This window comes from Streptomyces sp. NPDC002490 (genome assembly GCF_040296045.1).
Classification (GTDB): domain Bacteria; phylum Actinomycetota; class Actinomycetes; order Streptomycetales; family Streptomycetaceae; genus Streptomyces.
Genome location: NZ_JBEOWM010000026.1, coordinates 40,725 through 61,050, shown reverse-complemented (window position 1 = coordinate 61,050; position 20,326 = coordinate 40,725). Strand labels below are relative to the sequence as shown.

17 protein-coding genes are annotated in these 20,326 nt (G+C 73.5%); 6 read left to right on the top strand and 11 right to left on the bottom strand.

Annotation, left to right across the window (positions count from 1 at the left end; genetic code table 11):
* Positions 1-69 precede the first annotated feature (69 nt).
* The 4 genes from ABT092_RS18470 to ABT092_RS18455 all read left to right on the top strand — a co-directional run bounded on the left by ABT092_RS18470 (position 70) and on the right by ABT092_RS18455 (position 4,502).
* The gene (locus ABT092_RS18470; protein WP_351245061.1) at positions 70-1,422 is read left to right on the top strand and encodes a chloride channel protein; all 1,353 of its coding nucleotides are present in this window, start codon (positions 70-72) and stop codon (positions 1,420-1,422) included.
* A 167-nt stretch (positions 1,423-1,589) separates the two neighbouring features.
* Positions 1,590-1,790 carry a hypothetical protein gene (locus ABT092_RS18465; protein ID WP_351245059.1) on the top strand — a complete coding sequence of 67 codons (201 nt, stop codon included), beginning with the start codon at positions 1,590-1,592 and terminating at the stop codon, positions 1,788-1,790.
* Positions 1,783-2,880: a response regulator gene (locus tag ABT092_RS18460; RefSeq protein WP_351245057.1), complete on the top strand. Its 1,098-nt coding sequence runs from the start codon at positions 1,783-1,785 to the stop codon at positions 2,878-2,880. Before ABT092_RS18465 ends, ABT092_RS18460 begins: the two co-directional genes overlap by 8 nt.
* Positions 2,881-2,981: 101 nt before the next feature.
* Positions 2,982-4,502, top strand: coding sequence for an alpha/beta hydrolase (locus ABT092_RS18455; protein WP_351245055.1), 1,521 nt, complete (start codon positions 2,982-2,984; stop codon positions 4,500-4,502).
* A 45-nt stretch (positions 4,503-4,547) separates the two neighbouring features.
* On the opposite strand, the gene ABT092_RS18450 is transcribed toward ABT092_RS18455, so the two are convergent.
* The 4 genes from ABT092_RS18450 to ABT092_RS18435 form a co-directional block, all read right to left on the bottom strand.
* Positions 4,548-5,984, bottom strand: coding sequence for a tRNA-dependent cyclodipeptide synthase (locus tag ABT092_RS18450; protein ID WP_351245053.1), 1,437 nt, complete (start codon positions 5,982-5,984; stop codon positions 4,548-4,550).
* A gap of 54 nt (positions 5,985-6,038) precedes the next feature.
* Positions 6,039-6,377, bottom strand: a complete 339-nt coding sequence (locus ABT092_RS18445; RefSeq protein ID WP_351245051.1) for a DUF6092 family protein — start codon at positions 6,375-6,377, stop codon at positions 6,039-6,041.
* Positions 6,340-6,891, bottom strand: a complete 552-nt coding sequence (locus ABT092_RS18440; RefSeq protein ID WP_351245049.1) for a nitroreductase family protein — start codon at positions 6,889-6,891, stop codon at positions 6,340-6,342. Before ABT092_RS18440 ends, ABT092_RS18445 begins: the two co-directional genes overlap by 38 nt.
* Before the next feature lie 315 nt (positions 6,892-7,206).
* Positions 7,207-7,575, bottom strand: coding sequence for a hypothetical protein (locus ABT092_RS18435; RefSeq protein ID WP_351245047.1), 369 nt, complete (start codon positions 7,573-7,575; stop codon positions 7,207-7,209).
* Between the two features lie 495 nt (positions 7,576-8,070).
* On the opposite strand from ABT092_RS18435, the gene ABT092_RS18430 reads away from it, so the two are divergent.
* Together ABT092_RS18430 and ABT092_RS18425 are read left to right on the top strand one after the other, a co-directional pair.
* Positions 8,071-8,394, top strand: a complete 324-nt coding sequence (locus ABT092_RS18430) for a hypothetical protein (RefSeq protein WP_351245045.1) — start codon at positions 8,071-8,073, stop codon at positions 8,392-8,394.
* 279 nt (positions 8,395-8,673) lie between these two features.
* Complete coding sequence (locus tag ABT092_RS18425) at positions 8,674-9,627, top strand: ABC transporter substrate-binding protein (protein WP_351245043.1); 954 nt, start codon at positions 8,674-8,676, stop codon at positions 9,625-9,627.
* Positions 9,628-9,705: 78 nt separating this feature from the next.
* Here ABT092_RS18425 and ABT092_RS18420 read toward each other — a convergent pair whose 3' ends face one another.
* From ABT092_RS18420 to ABT092_RS18390, 7 genes are read right to left on the bottom strand one after another with little or no spacing between them, the layout of a single operon-like run.
* Positions 9,706-11,064, bottom strand: coding sequence for a glutamine synthetase family protein (locus ABT092_RS18420; protein WP_351245041.1), 1,359 nt, complete (start codon positions 11,062-11,064; stop codon positions 9,706-9,708).
* Positions 11,061-12,875, bottom strand: a complete 1,815-nt coding sequence (locus ABT092_RS18415; protein ID WP_351245039.1) for an IucA/IucC family protein — start codon at positions 12,873-12,875, stop codon at positions 11,061-11,063. Before ABT092_RS18415 ends, ABT092_RS18420 begins: the two co-directional genes overlap by 4 nt.
* Positions 12,872-14,221, bottom strand: a complete 1,350-nt coding sequence (locus ABT092_RS18410) for an MFS transporter (protein WP_351245037.1) — start codon at positions 14,219-14,221, stop codon at positions 12,872-12,874. The genes ABT092_RS18415 and ABT092_RS18410 overlap by 4 nt, the downstream gene beginning before the upstream one ends.
* Positions 14,218-15,579 carry a lysine N(6)-hydroxylase/L-ornithine N(5)-oxygenase family protein gene (locus tag ABT092_RS18405; protein ID WP_351245035.1) on the bottom strand — a complete coding sequence of 454 codons (1,362 nt, stop codon included), beginning with the start codon at positions 15,577-15,579 and terminating at the stop codon, positions 14,218-14,220. Before ABT092_RS18405 ends, ABT092_RS18410 begins: the two co-directional genes overlap by 4 nt.
* Positions 15,576-17,342 (bottom strand): IucA/IucC family protein, encoded by a 1,767-nt coding sequence (locus tag ABT092_RS18400; RefSeq protein WP_351245033.1) that lies wholly within the window; start codon positions 17,340-17,342, stop codon positions 15,576-15,578. Before ABT092_RS18400 ends, ABT092_RS18405 begins: the two co-directional genes overlap by 4 nt.
* Positions 17,339-18,919 (bottom strand): pyridoxal phosphate-dependent decarboxylase family protein, encoded by a 1,581-nt coding sequence (locus ABT092_RS18395; RefSeq protein ID WP_351245031.1) that lies wholly within the window; start codon positions 18,917-18,919, stop codon positions 17,339-17,341. The genes ABT092_RS18400 and ABT092_RS18395 overlap by 4 nt, the downstream gene beginning before the upstream one ends.
* Positions 18,916-20,298, bottom strand: a complete 1,383-nt coding sequence (locus tag ABT092_RS18390; RefSeq protein WP_351245029.1) for a diaminobutyrate--2-oxoglutarate transaminase — start codon at positions 20,296-20,298, stop codon at positions 18,916-18,918. The genes ABT092_RS18395 and ABT092_RS18390 overlap by 4 nt, the downstream gene beginning before the upstream one ends.
* Positions 20,299-20,326: the final 28 nt, after the last annotated feature.

Genomic DNA, 20,326 nt, shown 5'->3' with positions numbered 1-20,326 from the left:
CCGCCGGACCCGCCCTGACGGAGTCTGGCGGGGAACGCCGTGCGGCGGGCTGAGGAGACGAGGTCGCGGATGGCTCAGGAGACCCCTCCCAGCGGGGCGCGCCCGGTGGGCGAGGTGCTCCGGGACCCCGGCTACCTGCGGCTGCTGTTGCTCTCGGCGCTGTTGGGGGTGCCGCTCTCGCTCGCCGCGTTCGGGTTCCTGACCCTGGAGCACGCCCTCCAGAACGGGCTCTGGGAACACCTGCCGCGCCGGCTGGGCCATGCGGTCGCCCCGTGGTGGTGGCCGTTGCCGCTGCTGGCGATCGGGGGGCTGCTGGCCGCCCTGCTCATCACCCGACTGCCGGGGGCCGGCGGCCACGTGCCCGCCCGGGGTCTGAGCGGTCGGGCCACCGAGCCGTCCGCGCTGCCCGGGGTGGTGCTCACGGCGCTGGTGTGCCTGCCCTTCGGGGCGGTGCTCGGGCCGGAGGCCCCCCTGATGGCGCTCGGCAGCGGGCTCGCCCTGCTGACCGTCCGCTCCGCCCGCCGCGCCCGGGCGCCCCGGCTCGTCGCCGTCCTGGGGGCGGCCGGCTCGGCCACCGCGATCTCCACCGTGTTCGGCAGTCCGCTGGTCGCCGCCGTCCTGATCATCGAGGCGGCCGGGCTCGGCGGCCCCGGGCTGCTGGCGCTGATCCTGCCCACGCTGCTGGCCAGCGGGGTGGGCGCCCTGGTCTTCACCGGGTTCGGCCGGTGGACGGGGCTCGACACCGGCGGGCTGACGCTGCCGTCGGTGCCGCCGGTCGACACCCTGGACCCCGGTGACTTCCTGTGGGGGCTGCCGCTCGCGGTGGTCATCGCGGCCACGGTCTCCACCGCCTTGGCACTGGGTCGCCGGGTCGCCGACTGGACGGCGAAGCGCCCCGGACCGCGGACCGTGCTGGGCGCCCTGGTGGCCGGGGCCCTGCTCGCCGGGTACGGCTTGTGCACCGGTCGGTCGCCGGAGGAGGCCGCGCTCTCCGGGCAGGCGGCGTTGGCCCGGCTGGCCGCCGACCCGGGGGCCTGGCCGGTCGGGGTGCTGCTGTGGCTGCTGCTGTTCAAGGGGCTCGCCTGGGCGGTGTGCCTGGGGGCGTTGCGCGGTGGTCCGATCTTCCCGGCGGTGTTCCTGGGGCCGGTGCTGGCGATGGCCTTCGCCCCGATGCCCGGGTTCGGCTCGACGACGGCCTTGGCCGTCGGCATCGCCTCGGCCGCGGCCGCGGTGACCCGGCTGCCGGTGACCTCGTCCGTGTTGGCGGCCCTGTTGCTCGGCCCGGACGCCGCGGACCAGATGGCGGTCATCCTGGTGTCCGCGGTGGTCGCCTTCGGCACCGGCGAACTGCTCCGGGCCCGCAACGGTACCGACCCGTCCCCCGCCTCCGCTCCGGCCGGGGACGCCGGCCCGGGGAGCTGAGCCCGCTCCGGGCGTTGCCGATCCGACCGTTGCCGCCCGCAACGGTCCCCGCACCCTCCATGCTGTGCCTCGCCCGGGGTCGTACCGGGGGAAACGGCTGCCGTCCGGGGTGCTCAGGCGCCCGCGGCGGAGAGAAGAGGAGATCACGATACCGGTCGCTGCTCTCGGTGAGGACGGCGCTCGTGCTGCTGCTCGCCGTGCTGGCGGGTACGGCGGTGGGCGCGCTCAGCGCCCTCGCCGGGGACGGCGCGGCCCGTAGCCTGCTCGCCGCCCTGACCGCGGTCGGGCTCGCCCTGCCGGTGGCCCACCAGGTGATCGCCCCCGAGCCGGCGGGGGAACGGGCCGCGGGGCGGGGGCGTCGTGGCTGAGTTGCGGCCGCTGGGACCGGACCTGTCGCGGGAGGCGCGGGCCCTGGCCCAGGCGCTGCGCGAACTGTTCGAGGGCCTGGAGGTGTCGGTGCGGCGGTACGCGGCGCGCCGGCGCCGTGATCCGGGCACCCTCTCTCGCTATCTGAGCGGTACCCGGGTGCCGCCCTGGGACGTGGTGACGGACCTGTTCACCGACCTGGCCGAGCACCGGGGCACCCCGGCCACGCCGCGGGCGATGGAACTGCTGCGGGACCTGCACCGGGCCGCGGTCGCGACGAGCGGCTCGCCCCGGCACGCGATGGAGGTGCTGGAACGCCAACTCGCCGATGCCGACCGGGACTCCCGTCGTTCCACGGTCCGCGGTGACGTGCTGGGAGAGGCGCTGCTCGACCGGATGCACCGGATCGCCGATCTGGAGGTGCGGCTGCGCCAGTTGGAGGCCGAGTGGAGCGCGGAACGGGCCCGGGCCAACGCCCTGGAGGCGGCGTGCCCGGACGTCTCCGAGCTGCTGCGGGAGCGGGACGTGCTCCGCGAGGAGGTGGCGCGCCTCGCCGCGGAGCTGCGTCAGGCGCGGGAGCAGCACGAGGAGGCCGAGAAGCGGTGTGGACTGCTGGAGCGCCAGTTGGAGGCGGTGGAGCGGGTTCCGCGCGGCGCCGTGCTGACCGCGGGGTCGGCGTCGGAACGGCGGAGGCTGCCGAAGGTGCTCGTGGTGGACGACCAGGCGGACAACCTGTTGGCGATGACCGCGGTGTTGGCCACACTCGACCAGGACGTGGTGGCGGTGTCCTCGGGGCGGGAGGCGCTGAAGGCGCTGCTGGACGACGACGACTTCGCGGTGATCATCATGGACGTCCAGATGCCCGACATGGACGGGTACGAGACGGCGGCGCACATCAAGCGGCGGCACCGCACCCGGGACGTGCCGATCATCTTCCTCACCGCGATGGGCACCGACCCGGAGCACTCGGCCCGGGGGTACGCGGCGGGAGCGGTCGACTACCTGGGCAAGCCCTTCGACCCCTGGGCGCTGCGGGCCAAGGTCGCCGTGTTCACCGGCATCCATCTGGAGCGGCGGGCCGGTGGACGGTGACCGCCCCCGCAAGCCCCCGGCACCGTGCTGGTGCTACCCCCAGCTCCTTCCCCCTGCCAGCCGGAGGGCGTAACTGACGGAGCATCAACCATGCTCTCCCCATGACGACTTACTCGACTCCGGGCATGCTGCTGGCACTGTCCGCGGGATTCGCGGGCTTGCTCGCACCGGTCGCCGAGGTCGCCCCCACCACCCGGGCGGCGGCCTCGTCCAGCGTGCGGACGGGCGACCTGGCGTGGCAGAGCTGTGCCCGGCCGGGCGGCCCCCAGCAGCAGGAGTGCGCCCGCCTGACCGTGCCGCTGGACCACCGCGACCCCGACGGCGAGCAGATCTCCCTGGCCGTGTCGCGGCTGGTCTCCGACCGGCCGGAATCCCGCCGGGGCACGCTCGTCGTGATCCCCGGCGGGCCCGGCGGCTCGGGCGTCCAGCGGCTGGCGCAGCGGGGTGCAGCCCTCCAGCGCGAGTTGAAGGGCGCCTACGACCTGGTCGCCCTCGACCCCCGGGGGGCGGGTGGCAGCACCGGCGCCGGCTGCGGGCTGACGGAGGACGACCGGCGGTTCCACCACCTCGCACGAGCCTGGCCGGGACCCGACGGTTCCATCGACGCCAACGTCGCCCGGGCCCGGCGCGTCGCCGACGCCTGCGCCCGTGCCGGCGGACCGGTGCTGCGCAGCATGAGCACCGCGAACGAGGTGCGCGACATCGAGTCCTTCCGCGAGGCGCTCGGGGTTGCGAAGCTGTCCGCGTGGGGCACCTCGTACGGGGCCTACGTGGCCGCGGTGTACGCACAGCACCATCCGCACCGGATCGACCGCTGGGTGCTCGACAGCAACGGCGACCCCGATCCGAGGAGGGTCGGCCGGGGGTGGCTCGCCAACCTGGGACGGGGCGTCGAGGACCGGTTCCCCGACTTCGCCGCCTGGGCCGCCCACCCGGACCGGGGCGCCCTCCGGGTCGCCGAACGCCCCGAGCAGGTGCGTCCGACCTTCCTCGCACTGGCCGGGGCCCTGGACGCGGCGCCCCGGGACACCGCGTCGGGGGACGTGCAGCTCACCGGCAACCTGCTGCGGCTGCACCTCCAGTCCGCGCTGAGCGGGCCGGAGACGGAGTTCGCCGGGCTCGCGCGGGTGATCCGGGCGGTGCAGGAGGACCGGATGCCGGAGCTCCCCGCGGAGTTGACCGCGGTGTGGGGACAGGAGGAGGCCGCGGCCATGATCGCGACCGTCTGCAACGACGTGGAGTTCCCGGGCCGGGTCGAGGACTACCACAGGGCGGTGGCCGCCGACCGGGCGGCCCGTCCGCTCACCGCGGGGCAGCCGGAGAACATCGTCGCGTGCGCCTTCTGGCGGGAGCGACCCGTCGACGCGCCCACCAGGATCACCGACAGGGGCCCGTCCCGGGTCCTGATGGTGCAGAACCTGCGGGACCCGGCCACTCCCTACGCCGGTGCCCTGCGGATGCGCCGGGCGCTCGGCGAGCGGGCCCGGCTGGTCAGTGTGGACGCGGGAGGCCACGGGGCCTACCTCACCACGGGGAACAGCTGCGCGGACCGCACGGTGACGGCCTTCCTGACCACCGGGGTGCGCCCGTCCACCGACGTCCACTGCCCGCGGGAACCCTGATCGCCCCGTCGGCCCCCGGGGGGTACCGGGGGCCGATCGGTGCGGTCAGGTGCCGGCGGCCACCGCTCGGGCGCTCACCAGGAGGTTGACGGGCTGTTCCACGCCCGGCGGCAGCCCTTGGAGGGGCTCCCACACCACGTCGTCGAAGCCGGTGGCGCGCAGCGTCTCCTCGATGGTCCCGCAACTCCAGTAGCGCGCCGGCAGCGTGGTGGGCGGGGTGGTGGGGATGGTGAGGGGGGACGGGTCGCCGTCGCTGGCCCGGTCGGGACGGTGCACGACCAGTCCGTTGACCTGGGCGGTGCCCGCGGGGAGCCGCGGGTTGCCGACGAAGGCGACGAAGCGACCGCCGGGCACCAGGTTGGCGCGGGTCCGTTCGAGCATCCGGGTGAGCTCCTCGCGGTCGTCCGCGTAGTGCAGGACGGCGACCGCGACCGCCGCGTCGAAGGCGCCCAGCACGGGCATGTCGATCGCGTCGTGCACCTCGTAGCGCACGCCCAGCGGGTCGCGCTGCTCCCACCGGCGCGCCACGTCCACCATGCCGGGGGACACGTCCACGCCGAGCACCCGTTCGGCGCCGCGCCGGCTCAGCAGGCGGGTGTAGGCGCCCGAACCGCATCCGATGTCCAGCACCGTCGCACCGTCGACGGGTCCGAGGGCCTTCAGCAGGGAGGGTTCCTCGACGAGGGTGCGGTAGGTGCTGAACACCCGTTCCACGTCGGTGTAGTCGCTGGAGATCTCGTCGTACTGCTCGGTGAGCGTCAACTCGTTGCTCCTCGTAGGGAAAGGCGGTGACCAGGGACGGTCCGGGGATCGCCGTGGCGCGGGCCGCACCACGAGGAACCCCTGGCGGGGGTTGCGGTGGAGGGAGCCGAGGCCCCCGAACATCTCCTGGACCACGGGCATCAGCTTGTGGTAGCAGGTGACCGAGGAGGGGACGTCGAGGATGGCCGGCGTGTCCAGCAGGAAGGGCAGTTCCGCACGCAGATAGGCGAGGCCGGCCTGCATCTGGGCGTCGGCCAGGTCCGGTTCGGCGGAGTCCGGCACATGGGAGACCAGGAGTTCACGCACCTGGGCCGCGGCGGACTCCGCGAGGGGCCCGTTCGCCTCCAGGGTCGGTTCCAGGCGCGCCAACACCGTTTTGTACTGGGGCAGTTGGAGGTACTCGGAGAGGGGCCGCGCCCGGATGCGACCGTGTGCGGCCCCCGAAGTCATCTCCAGGGCGCGGCGGATCCTGCGCCGCACGTCCTTGAGCATGCTCTTGGTGCGGCTGCGGGCCTGCGCGGGCTCCAACCCCGTCGCCGTGAGCATGGCGTCGATGTGGGTGTCGACGTACACCACGTCGACCAGGGAGAAGCGCTGCTCGGCCCAGACCAGTAGGGAGCCGAGGCGGTCCTGACTGAAGTAGCTGTTGCCGGTGCTGACTCCGATGAGCGCGTGGTCACCGCGTTCCAGGACCCTTCGGCACGTGCCCGTGACGGGCATGACGTCGAACATGGTGATGTCGTCCTTCTTCGACCGGCGCCCTCGCCGCCGTGCTCAGACGACGGTGGCGGGGGCCCGCTGGATCAGGTCGGAGTCCCTGAGCAGCACGGTGAGCCTCCCGCACACCTCGTCGAGGAAGGCGGGCAGGTCCTTCGGGGTCATCGGCCCGCACATGAAGTCCTCCAACTGTCCGTGCACGCGCTCCAGTTCCTCGTGGGTGATGGCACCGCGCCCGCGCAGCAGCACGAGGACGCGCCGGGCGGCGTCGATGCAGCGGAAGGGGCCGTACTGCTGGGGTTCGTCGATCAGTCCCCGCCCGCTGCTCAGCAGATAGGCCGCGAGCAGCAGGAGTTCCTCATCGACGGGCCAGGCTGTGGTTTCCCCAGAACTCATAACTGACTACCTCACTGCGGTCTCGACGGGGTGGTGACACGAGGGCCCGCGTCGGCTGTCCGATGGGCACCATGAGCAGGGGTTCGAGGTGGTCCGGCAGTCCCAGCAGCATGCGGGCTGCGTGCCGGCGGAAGCTCGCCGCGGGGCAGCCTCCCAACCCGAGGGCGTGTGCGGCGAGGAGGAGGTTCTGCACGGCCATGGCGACGCAGAGCAGCCCCTCGTCCCAGAACTCCCCGTCGTCCTTGACCGCCCGCGAACGGTCGAAGCAGGCGACGACGACCAGGGGCGGGGGCTCGATGATCCCCGGCGAGAAGGCCCTCAGCAGCCGCAGGGTCCTCGGGTCGCGGACCGCGACGAAGGCCCAGGCCTGCTTGTTGCCGCCGGTGGGGGCGGCCAGTATCGCGTCGAGCAGGCGCTCCAGTTCGGCGTCCTCGACGGGTCGTTCGGTGTACTGCCGTACCGCGCTGCGCGTTTCGAGCACCTGGATGAGGTCTGATGCATTCCGCGTGGACAACCGCTTCCTCCCTGGACTTCACCGACCGCAGGTGCGCCGACGGCTTGCGTCGGGGCGGCCGGAGAAGTCGATCGGGGTGCCGTGGGGAGAGGCACCGGGGGAACTCTGGCACGTCCCGTGGAGTTCGGGAGAACGGAGGGAGGATGTTCACCCGCGCGGATGCTAAGTCTTCTTTTCGACAGAATGCGTTCGGCCGTGGCGAGAACCGCCCTGACGACCCGGGACATTTCCCAACAGCACGGCGCGGACAACGGGTCGACCCCGCGCGGGCGTGCGCGGGGTCGACGTTCAGTGCGCCGTTGCTCGGGGGTCGGGTTACTGCTTCTCGCCGCCCTCGCTCCGACTCTCGTTGTTGCTGCTCTCGTTGCTGCCGTTCTTGTTGTTGCTGCTCTTGTTGTTGCTGCCGAACAGGCCGCCCTCGAACTTGGCCTGCTCGTACATCTGGTGCACCGACTGCCCCAGGATCGGGATGCTGATGTGCTCCAGGATGTCTTCCAGGAAGTCGATGTCGCCGGTGTTGCTGATCAGCGGGCCGTTGATCAGCGGAGCGTTGATGTTGATCAGGCTGAACGAGCCGGGGGCGTCGGACGAGCCCTGGGCCTGGGCGGTGCCGCTCGACAGCGCGACGGAGACACCGGCCACCAGGGTGGCCACAACGGACGCACCGCGGACACGACGGTTCATTTTTACTCCTCGATCCGAGATCTCAACATGAAGAGAACTCAGCCCAGGCATCAATTCCCTTTGAGGGAAAGGGCGTTGTGAGGGTTTCACCTGTGGGGGGGCTGAAGTGAAAGTCAGCCTGCCATCGAGCCAAAGCAAAGTAAAGAGTTCCGGGGACACAGAATGATCATGACCGGATCGCCTGAAGTCGCCCTCGATTGAGCGGCTTTACTCTTTTTGGTCCACCGTTTCGATTCCTTGTTCAGCGAGCTGTCGGAGAACTTCTTCGGTGAATGTCGCAACCCGGCACCGCCCCTCCGCGACGAGGACGGTCGGCACCTCGCGCTCCCGGGACACGGGGGTACTTCGACCCCGTCCGCAGCGACCCGAGGACCCGTCCCGCACGTCCCCGGCGGGCGCGGCTCGCGGGCGGCCTTGGACGCGGCCGGCGGCGGGTAGGACATCACTGTCGGTCCCGCACCGCACGGGGCGGGACGCGTCGTCGGAGAGGAATCCATGAGGAGCAGAACCGGCACGACCCTGGTCGCCCTCGGTGCGGTCGCCGCCCTGGGTGTCGCCGTCCCCCAGAGCGCCCACGCCGCCACCGGAGAATTCGTGTACCACGTCCAGCCCGGTGACGTCGCCCGCACCCTGACCCACCCGATGGACGGCAACTGCTACCCGGTGGGCCGCAACGCCCGGGGGAAGGTGGTCAACAACACTGATCGTCGGGCGGTGTTGTACGTCGAGAAGAACTGTCGCCAGACGGTGGCGGAGGAACTCGACCCCGGGCAGTGGAGCGCGGACAGCGCCTTCATGTCGGTGCTGTTCACCTCCTGACCCCGCCGGCCGGTACGCCCGCTCGGCCCCTCGCGGGCCCCGGTCGCGTGCGCCCGCCGGAGGCGCGCCCGGGCGGGGCCCGCCACCGGGCGGACCACCACGCGCGGCCGGGTGCCGTTCGTCCTGACGGCGGACCGAGTCCGCCCTCCCCCGGCTCGCACACGCTTCCATAACGAGTCGGGACATCGGACCGCACCCACCCATCGATCATACTAAGGTGAGCTTTACCTAACTCGTCCCGTTGAGCCAACGGCCCTGCCCCGAAAGGCGCCCCCACCCATGTCGACCATCCGTACCCGTCGTGCCGCGGCCCTCGCCGCCGTGGCCGCGCTCGCCCTGTCCGCCTGCGGCTCCGACAAGGAGGAGGAGAAGAAGCCGAAGGCCGGAGGCGACCAGCGCACCGTGACCACCGTCATGGGGGACGTGAAGGTGCCCGGAACCCCGAAGCGGGTGGTGGTCCTCGACACCGACGCCCTCGACTCGGCCGTCACCCTGGGGGTGACCCCGGTCGGCGCCGTCACCGCCGAGGGGGGAGCGCCGCTCTCCACCTACCTGCCCGAGGCGAAGCTGAAGGGCATCGAGAAGGTCGGACTGATCTCGGAGCCCAACCTGGAGGCCATCCTCGGCCTCAAGCCGGACCTGATCATCAGCAGCAAGGCGCGGGACGAGAAGAACTACGACGAGCTGTCCAAGATCGCCCCGACGGTCTTCACCGAGACCACCGGACCCGACTGGCGCAAGAACTTCACCCTGCACGCCGACGTCCTGGGGAAGAAGGCGGAGGCCGAGAAGGTCGTCGCCGACTACGAGAAGTCGATCGCGGAGGTCACCGAGGCCCTCGGCGGCGCCGACGAGGCGGCCGGGACCACGGTCGGTTTCGTCCGCTTCCTGGAGGGCACCGACACCCGTCTGTACATGAACGACACGTTCATCGGCTCCATCCTCAAGGACCTCAAGGTGGGGCGGCCCGACAACGTCGACAAGACGGGCTTCTCCCTCGACGTCAGCCCCGAGCGGATCAACGAGGCCGAGGCGGACGTCATCTTCTACTCCACCTACGGCGACCCGGCGAAGGCCAAGGAGACCTCCACCACCGGAGGCGCGCTGTGGAAGAAGCTGGGCGCGGTGAAGGACGGGAAGACCTTCAAGGTCGACGACAACCTGTGGATGCTGGGCATCGGCTACACCGGGGCCGGCCAGATCCTGGACCAGATGGGCGAGAAGCTGTCCTAGGCTCCTCCCCTGGCACCACCGGGTGGGCCCGGTCACGGAAGTTCCGTGACCGGGCCCACCCGTTTTCGACGGCAGGGGTCAGAGGCGTTCGAAGCCGCGGACCCGCTCCCAGTCCGTCACCGCGGTCTCGAAGGCGGCCAGTTCGGTGCGGGCGGCCTGCGCGTAGTGCCGCACCACCTCGGGGCCGAAGACCTTCGCGACGAGTTCGCTGTTCTCCCAGCGGTGCAGCGCCTCGGTGAGCGTGCCCGGCAACTGCGGCACCGAGGCGTCCGCGAGCGCGTTGGCCGCGTGCGGCGGCGGCGCGGTCAACGCGTTCTCGATGCCGTGCAGCCCGGCCGCGACCGCCGCCGCCACCGCCAGGTAGGGGTTGGCGTCGCCGCCCGGCACCCGGTGCTCGATCCGCAGCGAGTGGCCGGTGCCGACCACCCGGATCGGGCAGGTGCGGTTGTCCCGCCCCCAGGCGATCCCGGTCGGGGCGAACGCCCCGGGCTTCAGCCGCTTGTAGGAGTTGACGTTCGGCGCCATCAGCAGCGCGAAGTCCGGCAGGCAGGCGAGTTGTCCCGCGACGAAGTGGCGCATCAGTTCGGACATCCCGTCCGCCGCCGAGGGATCGGCGAACACGGCCGAGCCGTCCGTACCGCGCAGCGAGAGGTGGACGTGGCACGAGTTGCCCTCGCCCTCGTCGTACTTGGGCATGAAGGTGAGCGCGACCCCCTCCTGCTCGGCGATCCGCTTCGCCCCGTACTTGAAGAAGACGTGGTTGTCGCAGGTGGCCATCGCCTCCGCGTAGCGGAAGACGATCTCGTACTGGCCGGGGTGGCACTCGCCCCGCGCGGTCTCCATGCTCAGGCCGGCGCGCACCATCTCGCGGCGGATGCGGCGCGTCACCGGTTCGATCGCCGAGAGCCCCTGGAGGGAGTAGTCCACGTTGTAGTCGGTCGCGGGCCGCAGCCCCGCGTAGCGGCGTTCCCAGGCCGTGCGGTACGACTCGCCGAAGACCAGGAACTCCAGCTCGGTCCCGGCGAAGGCGGTGAGCCCGCGGGCGGCGAGCCGGTCGAGCTGGGTGCGCAGGACCTGTCGCGGGGCGACCTCCACCGGCTCGCCGTCCTGCCCCACCGCGTCCGCGAGGACCAGTGCGGTCCCCTCGTCCCAGGGCAGGGTGCGCAGGGTGGCGGGGTCGGGGTGGAGCACGAGGTCCCCGAAGCCGCTGCGCCAGGCGTCGAGGGCGTAGCCGGGTCCGGTGTTCATGTCGACGTCGGCGGCCAGCAGGTAGACGCAGGCCCCGAATCCGTTCCGGGCCGCCTCGTCGAGGAAGTACGGCGCGGACAGCCGGCTGCCCTGGATGCGGCCCTGGAGGTCGGGGACGCCGACGATGACCTCTTCGATGCGTCCGTGGGCCGCGTCCTCGCGCAACCGGGCGTAGGGTGCGTCGCTCATATCCGCTCCTCGGCGGGGGCGGCCGGGTGGGCCAGGGGGTTGGGCACCGTGCCGTGGACGACGTCGAAGCCCTCGTCCTTCTCGGCACGGTCGTGGAATCCGCCGCCGAGCAGTTGTTCGCGGTTGAGCGCGACCCGGTCGAAGGCGGGGGCGAGCAGTCCGAAGTCGTCGAAGCGGTCGGCCAGTTCCGGGAAGCGCTCGTGGTAGCGGACCACCTCGGCGCGGACCATCGCCCAGAACTCCTCTTCGGGAACGTCGAGTTGCTCGGCGACCAGGGGGGCGAAGAAGCGGAAGTGGCCGGCGAACACGGCGCTGAGCAGCGAGTGGGCCAGTTCGGCGGCGGGCCAGCGCAGCAGCAGGGCGTCCGCGCGGGGGGACAGGGCCTCGTACTCGGGGTGGTGGCCGGGCAGGAGGTTGACGTCCTCGGCGAAGTCCTTGACCGCGATGCCCAGGGGGCGGTCGTGGGCGTCGTAGAGGACGACGGTGTTCTCGCCGTGCGGGCAGTAGGCCACGCCGTAGCGGTACAGGTAGTGGAGCAGTCCGGGGAGCAACGCCGCGAAGAATCGTTCCAGCCAGTCCCGGGGCGCCAGGCCCGACCGCTCGACCAGTTCGGCCACCAGGGACCGTCCGTCGGAGCCGACCTTCAGCAGGGCGGCCATGGTCCGGGCGCGCTCGCCCCCGCGCAGCAGCCCGGTCACCGGCTCGCGCCACACCGCGCCCAGCAACTCGTGGTAACGGTACGGGGCGTCCCGGACGGACTCGTACAGCGGATGGCTCACGGCCACCCCGGCCACCTCGCCCAGCGGGTGGAAGCGCAGCTCGTCGCGGAGGTAGGGATCGGCCTCGCGGACGGCGTGCAACCAGGCGCTGACGTCCGGCGCGGCCTCGGTCGGCCGGGTGGACAGCCCCCGCCACACCAGGGTGTTGCGGATCAGCAGCGGCACCTTCACGTTGCGGCGCCCGGGGTGGTCGAGGTTGGCCAGGGTGCGGATGGACTGGAGGGGCCGGTAGCGGTCGGGCCCCTCGCCCAGCAGGACCATCCGGCCCTCGGCGAGGTAGGGCGCGAAGAGCGGCGCGACCGCCTCGTCCCAGTGGAAGGGGTGCACCGGCAGCCAGTGGAAGTCGGCCGGGTCGAGGGCGCCGTCGTGGCAGGCGGTGCGCAGGGCCCCGTCGAAGGTCCGCCGGGTCCCCTCGTCCAGTTCCTCCCCGAGGAGGGTGTCCGCGTCCAGTCCGGGCACCCCGGAGTAGGAGGCGAGGGTGCGGTGCACCGCCAACCACAGCAGTCGCACCGCGCCCCGGGCCTCCGGGGCGTAGGCGGCGGCGTCGGAGGCGGAGAACCCGAGGCGTCCCTTGTTGAGCAGCATGCAGGGGTGGCCGTCCTGGTGCGCCTCCAGGTCCAGGTGGTCCAGGTCGGCGAGGTCGGCGGCGGGCACCCCGCGGGCCAGCACCTCGGCTTCGGCGCGCCGGGTCGCCGTCAACTCGCGGAGCACCTCCGCGGTGGTGGGGCCGTCCCAGCCGAGCACGGACCGGGCGTCCAGGAGCAGGTGCTCGGGGCCGGGCTCGGTGGCGTCGGCGGGCTCGGGGTGGCGGCGCAGGGTGCCGGGCACCGGCCGCCAGGTGGCGAAGGTGCCGCGGGCGGCGCGGAAGGTCCAGTACACCCCGTCGGCGAAGTCCAGTCGGTACGCGTCCGGTGCGCCGGCGGTCGGGTCCGGGACGGGTACGAGGAGTTCCTCGTAGGCGAACTCCGCCACCGCCTTGCCGAGCAGGCGTCGGCCCGCCTCGTCCCAGGCTTCGCGGACTGCGCTGTTCATAGGGGGTTCTCCTCGGTTCGGGCCAGGGCCGCGAAGGCGGCGGGTTCTGCGACGGCGGGCACGGGGCTCGCGGTCGCCGGGGGTCGGGGGTGCGGCCGGGCCTCGGCCGCCGGCGGTGCGGCGGCGCGCCGGCGGGGCCGCAGGGCCAGCAGCACGGCACCGAACTGCACGGCCGCGGCGATCGCGAGGGGCAGGGCCAGGTCGTGGGTGACGGCCGCCGCGGCGGCCAGCGGGGCCAGCAGCAGACCGGCGTTGCGCACGGTCTCCACCGCCGTGTAGGCGGGGCCTTCGGTGCCGGTGGCGCGGAACACCCACAGTTCGACGGCGACCTGGCCGAGGCCGAGGCCGACCCCGTACAGGAGGCGGCCGGCGGTCAGGGCGGGGAGCGAGTCGGCGAGGAACGACCAGACGAGCCCGAGGGCACCCACCGCGAGGGCCGCCGGCAGCAGGCGGTCGCCGAACCGGGCGTGGCAGCGGCGCACCAGCGGCAACACCGCGAGCGCCGACAGGCTCGGCAGGAAGAACAGCACGGCGGAGCCGACGGAACCGCTGCCGAGGTCCTCGGAGAAGGCGGTGAGGAAGGGGCGCGACACGTTGACGGAGAAGTCGAAGGCGACGCCGATCAGGGCGACGAAGGCGAGCGCGGTGCACCAGGCCCGGCGGTTCGTCCGCCGCTTCGGGACCGGGGCGGTGCGGGGAGCGGCTCCGTCCCCCACCGGCACGGCCACGGGCGGGTGGAGCGGGGCGGTGGGGCGTCGGCCCAGGATGCGGTAGGTCCAGGCCGCCAGGACCAGGTCGACCACGGCGAAGGCGGAGATGCCGAACCGGGGGTCGGGCAGGGCCAGCACCCCGGCGCCCACCAGGGTGGACACCACCACGGAGAGGTGGAAGACGACGACGAGGGTGCACACCCCGGCGAGCCTGCCCCGTTCGCCGTCCGCGGACTCGTCGCCGTGTTCGGCGATGAACGCCGGATAGGCCAGCAGCAGGGCGCTGTTGGTGGCGACGACGAGGGTCGACAGCACGGTGTAGGCGGTGTAGCTGGGCGCCATGCCGAGCAGCAGGTCGAAGACCGCGGAGCCGCAGAGGCCGGCGAGCACCAGGCGGTGCAGCGCCCAGCGGCGGGCCGCCAGGCCCCACAGGGGCAGGGCGGCCAGGCCGACGATGCGGCAGATCCAGATGTAGACCCCCGTCGCCTGCGGGTCCTCGATGCCGTAGAGCCGGTCGAAGAGTTGCGGCAGGAAGGGGGTGAGGGCGGTCTCGGCGACGAGGTGCAGGCCGATGACGGACAGCAGGACCGTGCGGGCCTGCCGTCCGTCGCGTCGCGGGCGCCCGGCGACGGTCACCGTGGACCGCCCTCGGACTCCGGGGCGGGCACGCCGAAGGTGGTGAACGCCTGCCGCTCGGCCATGGGCAGGACCGGGCGGCCGGTGACGGCGTTCAGGATGGTGGCGGAGCGCCAGGCGCCGAGGGTGAGGTCCGGGGCGCCGACCCCGTGGGTGTGCATCTCCGCGTTCTGCACGTACAGCGTTCCGGTGATCCGGTCGTCGAGGGCGACCCGGTAGTCGCCGTCGACCCGGTAGCGGCCCTGCGCGTCCCAGTGGACGAGGTCGGCGAGGGGCTTGAGGAAGGCGGGGCGGGAGGCCCGGTAGCCGGTGGCGCAGACCACGGCGGAGGTGTGCACCTCGAACTCCTCGCCCTGCTGGCCGGACCGGCAGGTGAGGCGGTAGCCGCGGTCCTCCGGGGCGGCGGCCACGACCGCGGTGTCGGGGTGCAGGGACGCCCGGGGCTGTCCGCCGCCGATGGTGCGTTCGTAGAGTTCGTCGTAGATCTCGCCCAGGGTGTCCCCGCTGACGCCCTTGTAGAGCTGCCACTGGTCGCCCACCAGGCGCTCCCGGGTGGCCTCGGGCAGGGCCCGGAAGTGTCGGACGTAGTCGGGGGTGAAGTGCTCCAGGCCGAGCTTGGAGTACTCCATGGGGGCGAACGCCGGGGTGCGGGCGAGCCAGCGGACGTACGGGCCGCCGAGGCCCTCGCCGTCCTGGTGGCGCAGCAGGTCGAGGACGACCTCGGCGCCGGACTGGCCGGAGCCGACCACCGTGACGTCGGTGGCGGTGGCCAGCGCCGCGCGGTGGGTGCGGTAGTCGGCGCTGTGCAGGACGCGGGCGGCGCGCGGGCCCGTCGACAGGTCGGCGAGGGCGCTCGGCAGCACCGGGTCGGTGCCCACGCCCAGGACGACCTGGCGGGCCAGCACCCGGTGTTCGGCGCCCCCGGTGCGGTAGGTCACGGCGAAGGCGTCCGCCCGCTCGTCCCACTCCAGGGCGGTGACCTCGGAGTCGAAGCGGCAGGAGTCGAGGCCCTCGGCGACCCAGCGGAGGTAGGCGTCGTACTCGCGGCGCGGTATGTGGAAGCGTTCGGAGAAGAAGAACCGGAACATCCGGTCGTGGTGGCGCAGGTAGTTGAGGTAGGACCAGCGGCTGGTGGGATCGGCCATGGTGACCAGGTCGGCGAGGAAGGGCACCTGGAGCGTGGTGCCCGTCATCAGCATGCCGGGGTGCCAGGAGAAGCCGGGCCGGGAGTCGAGGAAGAGGGCGTTCAGGTCGGTGGCCGAGTCGGCCAGCGCCGCCAGGGACAGGTTGAAGGGGCCGATGCCCACGCCCAGGAGGTCGTACGGGGCGTGCTGGTCGGCGGGGGTGGGGGCGGTCACCGCGGGGCCTCCGTGAGCGGGTTGGGGAGATCGATGTAGACGGACTGGGTGTGGACGTCCCCGACGAGTTCGTCGAGTCCGTCGACGCAGGTCAGGTAGTTGCCCTTGCAGCGCAGCACCGGGGCGTCGAGCAGCAGGTCCAGCAGGCCCTTGGCGGCGGGTTCGGCGGCGCGCAGCCGTTCCAGCACCTCGCGCACCACGCCCAGCAGGTCCCGTTCGTCGGCCAGTCCGAGGGCGCCGAAGGCACCGACCAGTCCGAGGACGTTGTTGACGCCGAGGTAGTAGGCGACGCGTTCGTCGACGAAGGCGTCGTCGAAGACGAGTTCCACCCCCTCGGTGGCGCCGGGCAGCAGGCGTTCGGCGTCCTCGGCCCGGGAGGCGGCGAGGTAGTAGCCCTGGCTGTCCCGGTACCAGCCGGCGCACGGCACTCCGTCGGCGTCCAGGGTGACCAGGACGTTCTGGTGGTGGGGTTCCAGGGCGATGCCGTAGCGGGCCTGGAGTCGGATCAGCGGGACCACCAGGACCCGCAGGTACCGCTCCAGCCAGTGCCGGGACGCCTCGGCGGGGGTGGTGCCGGCGGCCCGTGCGGCCCGTTCGACGGCCTCGCAGAGCAGGGCGCGGTGGCGGGGCGGGCGGCCGTCGCCGGGGCCGGTGCGCTCGGCCAGGAGTCCGGCGACGCACTGGCCCTCGGGGGCGCCGGTGCCGCGGAACGGGTTGTCGCGGAAGGCCGTCTCCAGTCCGGTTTCCGGGCCGTCGGGGCCGACCGAGATCCACGCGAACTCGCGCAGGACGCCGAACTCGGGGTGTTCGGCGCGCAGCCAGTCGTTCGGCCCCGCGGCCAGCAGCCGGCTGGCCCGCACCCCCAGGTGCATTTCGGAACGCAGGTTGTTGCGGCGGGAGTTGGTGATCCGCATGCCGAGGGAGAGCTTGAGCATCACCTCGGCGTCCGGCCGGTGGACGGTGCGCACCGAGGAGGTCGGGTACCAGGCGGGGCCGCCGGGGCCGAGCGGGCGCAGCAGGCCGGCGTCCACCAGGGCGGCGACCTCGGGCCGGGCCAGCACGTCCCGGGCCTGCCAGGGGTGGGCGGGGACGGCGGACCAGCCCTCGGGCACCGGGAGGCCGGCGGCCGAGGGGGCCAGCAGCTGCTGCGGGGTGCGGGCGTCCGCACTGTCGCCGACCACGGCATCGGGGTGGGCGGCGAACCAGTGCAGGGGGAAGGATCCGCGCAACTCGGGCGAGTAGGCGTGCAGTTCGGCGTCCGACGCCTCCTCACGGCTCTTGGGGGCGGGGTGGAAGGGATGCCCCAGGAGCAGGGCCTGTTCGGCGTCGAGGAACGGGGTGGGGCCGTGGCCCGCCTCGCCCTCGGCCCGCCGGTGGGCGAGGTGGGTGGCGGTGCGGCGGGCGGAGTTCAGCACCCGGGCGGCGGCGTCGGTGCCCAGGTGCGGACCGACGCCGCGGTCCGCGGTGGTCTCCCGGATCAGGGCGGCGGCGACCAGGGCGGCGTCGGCCTCGGGGCCGCCGCCGCTGGGCCGCGGAATGCCGAAGCGGTGCCAGCCGGTGGTCGAGCGGTGGCGCACCGGGACCGACAGGGTCAGTCCGCTCGCCGGCAGGTCGAGCGTCAACGTCCCTCCGGTCGGCGGGACTTCGGTGCCGGTCTCGCGGACGTAGGCGCGGACCAGGGTTTCGGTGGCCGCGGCGTCGCCGGCCCGGAGCGGGTCGGGGTCGTCGAGCGGGTCGGGGGTGACGGGGTGCCGGGTGCTCACCGGTCCTCCTCCTCGGTCCGGCCGGCGGCCACCACGGTCCGCAGCAGGTGTTCCAGGTCCTCGGGGGTGGTGTGCGGGTTGAGCAGGGTCAGCTTGAGCCGGACGCGTCCGGGGCCTTCGCCGGGCAGCTCGGTGCGGCCGACGACGGCCCGGCCTTCGCGCAGCAGTCGGCGGCGCAGGGCCGCGTTCACCCGGTCGGCGTGCACGGGGTCGGGGTCCTCGGGCAGGTAGCGGAAGAGGAAGGCGGTCAGCACCGGGTCGGCGTGCAGTTCCAGCCGGGGTTCGGCCCGGACGGCCGCGGCGCCGTGCCGGGCCAGGGCGTGGCAGGTGTCGACCAGGGCGCCCAGTCCGCTGCGCCCCAGGGTGCGCAGGGTGACGGCGATGCCGAAGGCGTCCGCGCGGCGGGTGGTGCGCAGGGAGAGTCCGAGCAGGCTGGGGTAGCCGGCTTCCTCGTCGTCCTGCGGGTTGAGGTAGACGGCCCGGCGGGCGAGGGAGGCGTAGGTGTGGGCCTCGCGGGCGAGGAAGACGCCGGCCGCGACCGGTTGCCAACCGAGCTTGTGCCAGTCCAGGGAGACGGAGTCGGCCCGGTGGATGCCGTCCAGCAGCGGGGCGAGGGCGTCGGACAGCAGCGCACCGCCGCCGTAGGCGGCGTCGACGTGCAGCCAGGCCCCGTGTTCGGCGGCCAGGTCGGCACAGGTGTGGAGGGGGTCGACGGCGCCGGTGTCGGTGGTTCCGGCGGTGGCCACCACGGCCAGGGGCACCTCGCCGCGCGCGGTGCTCTCGCGCAGGGCCGCGGCGAGCGCCTCGGGGCGCATCCGCAGCTCGTGGTCGACCGGGACGGCGACGACCGCGTCCTCCCCGAGGCCGAGCAGGGCCGCCGAGCGGGCCACCGAGAAGTGGGCGGCGGCGGAGGCGAAGATCCGGGGGCGGAGCGTGCTGCCCGTCACGCCGGTCAGCTCGATCTGCCGGTCGGTCGCCCGGCCCATGACCCGGTCCCGGGCCAGCATGAGGCCCATCAGGTTGGACTCGGTACCGCCGGAGGTGAGGACCCCGGCCGCGGTGGTCGGGTCGTAGCCGACCAGGGCGGCCAGCTCCTGGAGGAGTTGGGTTTCCAGGGCGGTCGCGGCGGGGGCCTGGTCCCAGGAGTCCTGGGAGGGGTTGAGCGCGGACACCGCGAGGTCGGCGGCGACCGCGACGGCCAGCGGCGGGCAGTGCAGGTGCGCGGCGCACCGCGGGTCCGCCGGGTCGGCGCTGCCGTGCGCCAGCGCTTCGGTGAGCAGGCCGAGGGCCCCGTCCCCGTGCGCGGCGGCGAGCGCCGCCACGACCTCGGCGGCCCCCTCCTCGGGGGCGCCGGCGGGCAGGGGGCCCCGGCGGCGGGCCGCCCCGGCGGCGAGGGCGTCCAGCACGGTGCGGACCAGGGGCTCCAGGGCGGCCGGCCCGGCGGTGCTCCCGGACAGGGCGGCGGCCCGGACGGTGGGGCCGGCAGGGGTCACCGGCGCGGCGAGGAGGGGGTCGACGGGCGGGGCGTCCACCGTGGCGGAGCCGCTGCCCGGGGGGACGGCGAGGTCGTGCGTCATGCCGAGGCCCCCGGGCTGCGCAGTGCGGTGACCGTGGCGATGGCGTCGGTGAGCCGGTCCAGCACCGCTTCGACCTCCTCGTCGGAGATGATCAGCGGCGGCAGCAGTCGGACCGTGGCGTCGTAGCGTCCGCCCAGTTCCACGATCAGCCCGCGTTCCAGGCAGGCGGCCCGCACCTGCACCGCGGTCTGCGGGTCGGCGGGGCGGGCGCCGCAGGCGTCGGGCTCGGCCTCGGGGTCGACGAGTTCGACCCCGAGCATCAGGCCACGGCCCCGGACGTCGCCGATGGCGGGCAGCGCCGTGCGCAGGGCCTCCAGCCGAGCGGTCATCAGGGCTCCCACGGTGGCCGCCCGTTCGACGAGCCCCTGCCCTGCCACGTACTCCAGGGTCGCGGCGCCGGCCGCCATGGCGAGGGTGTTGCCGCGGAAGGTGCCGGTGTGCGCGCCGGGGAGCCAGCCGTCGTAGTCCTGGTGGTAGACGAGCACGGCGAGCGGGAGGCTGCCGCCGATCGCCTTGGACATCACCATGGCGTCCGGAACGATGCCGCTGTGTTCGACGGCCCAGAAGGCACCGGTGCGCCCGACCCCGGTCTGGACCTCGTCGACGATGAGCGGGATGTCCCGCTGCGCGGTGATGCGGCGCACCTCGCGCAGCCAGTCGTCGGGGGCGGGCACCACGCCGCCCTCGCCCTGGACGGCTTCGAGGATCATCGCCGCCGGCTGGACGATCCCGCCGTTGGGGTCGTCCAGTTGACGCTGGATGTAGGTGCTGGAGAGGCGTGCGCCCTGTTCCCCGCCCACGCCGAACGGGCAGCGGTAGGGGTACGGGTAGGGGAAGCGGGTCACGTCGGCGGCGATGCCGGGGACGGGGGTGCGGGTGGCGACCCCGCCGGAGGCGGCGAGGGCGCCGGCGGTCATGCCGTGGTAGGCGCCGCCGAAGGAGAGCAGGCCCCGGCGTCCGGTGGCGGTCTGCATCAGTTTGAAGGCCGCCTCGACCGCGTCGGTCCCGGCGGGCCCGCAGAAGTGGACGCGGGCCTTGTCGGCGAAGCCGCGGGGCAGGGTGGCGAACAGGGCGTCGGTGAAGCGGTCCTTCTCCGGGGTCGCCAGGTCCAGGACGTGCAGCGGGGCCCCGGAGTCGAGGGTGCGCTGGATGGCCTCGCGCACCACGGGGTGGTTGTGCCCGAGGGCGAGGGTGCCGGCGCCGGAGAGGCAGTCGAGGTAGCGGCGACCGTCGGTGCCCTCCACCCACATGCCTTCGGCGCGGGCGGGGACGATGGGGAACGAGCGGGCGTAGGTGCGGGCCGAGGATTCCCGGGAGCGCTGGCGCTCCAGGATCTCGGCGGCGCCCGTGGTGGTGCGCTCGGCGGGGTGGACGGTCATGGTCACTGCTCCTGTGTGGGGTTCGGGG

Coding starts and splice junctions, on each gene's coding strand:
- ABT092_RS18470 (WP_351245061.1), top strand. CDS start 70: ATGGCTCAGGAGACCCCTCCCAGCGGGGCGCGCCCGGTGGGCGAGGTG.
- ABT092_RS18455 (WP_351245055.1), top strand. CDS start 2,982: ATGACGACTTACTCGACTCCGGGCATGCTGCTGGCACTGTCCGCGGGA.
- ABT092_RS18450 (WP_351245053.1), bottom strand. CDS start 5,984: ATGCCCGTCACGGGCACGTGCCGAAGGGTCCTGGAACGCGGTGACCAC.
- ABT092_RS18445 (WP_351245051.1), bottom strand. CDS start 6,377: ATGAGTTCTGGGGAAACCACAGCCTGGCCCGTCGATGAGGAACTCCTG.
- ABT092_RS18435 (WP_351245047.1), bottom strand. CDS start 7,575: ATGAACCGTCGTGTCCGCGGTGCGTCCGTTGTGGCCACCCTGGTGGCC.
- ABT092_RS18430 (WP_351245045.1), top strand. CDS start 8,071: ATGAGGAGCAGAACCGGCACGACCCTGGTCGCCCTCGGTGCGGTCGCC.
- ABT092_RS18425 (WP_351245043.1), top strand. CDS start 8,674: ATGTCGACCATCCGTACCCGTCGTGCCGCGGCCCTCGCCGCCGTGGCC.
- ABT092_RS18420 (WP_351245041.1), bottom strand. CDS start 11,064: ATGAGCGACGCACCCTACGCCCGGTTGCGCGAGGACGCGGCCCACGGA.
- ABT092_RS18415 (WP_351245039.1), bottom strand. CDS start 12,875: ATGAACAGCGCAGTCCGCGAAGCCTGGGACGAGGCGGGCCGACGCCTG.
- ABT092_RS18395 (WP_351245031.1), bottom strand. CDS start 18,919: ATGACGCACGACCTCGCCGTCCCCCCGGGCAGCGGCTCCGCCACGGTG.
- ABT092_RS18390 (WP_351245029.1), bottom strand. CDS start 20,298: ATGACCGTCCACCCCGCCGAGCGCACCACCACGGGCGCCGCCGAGATC.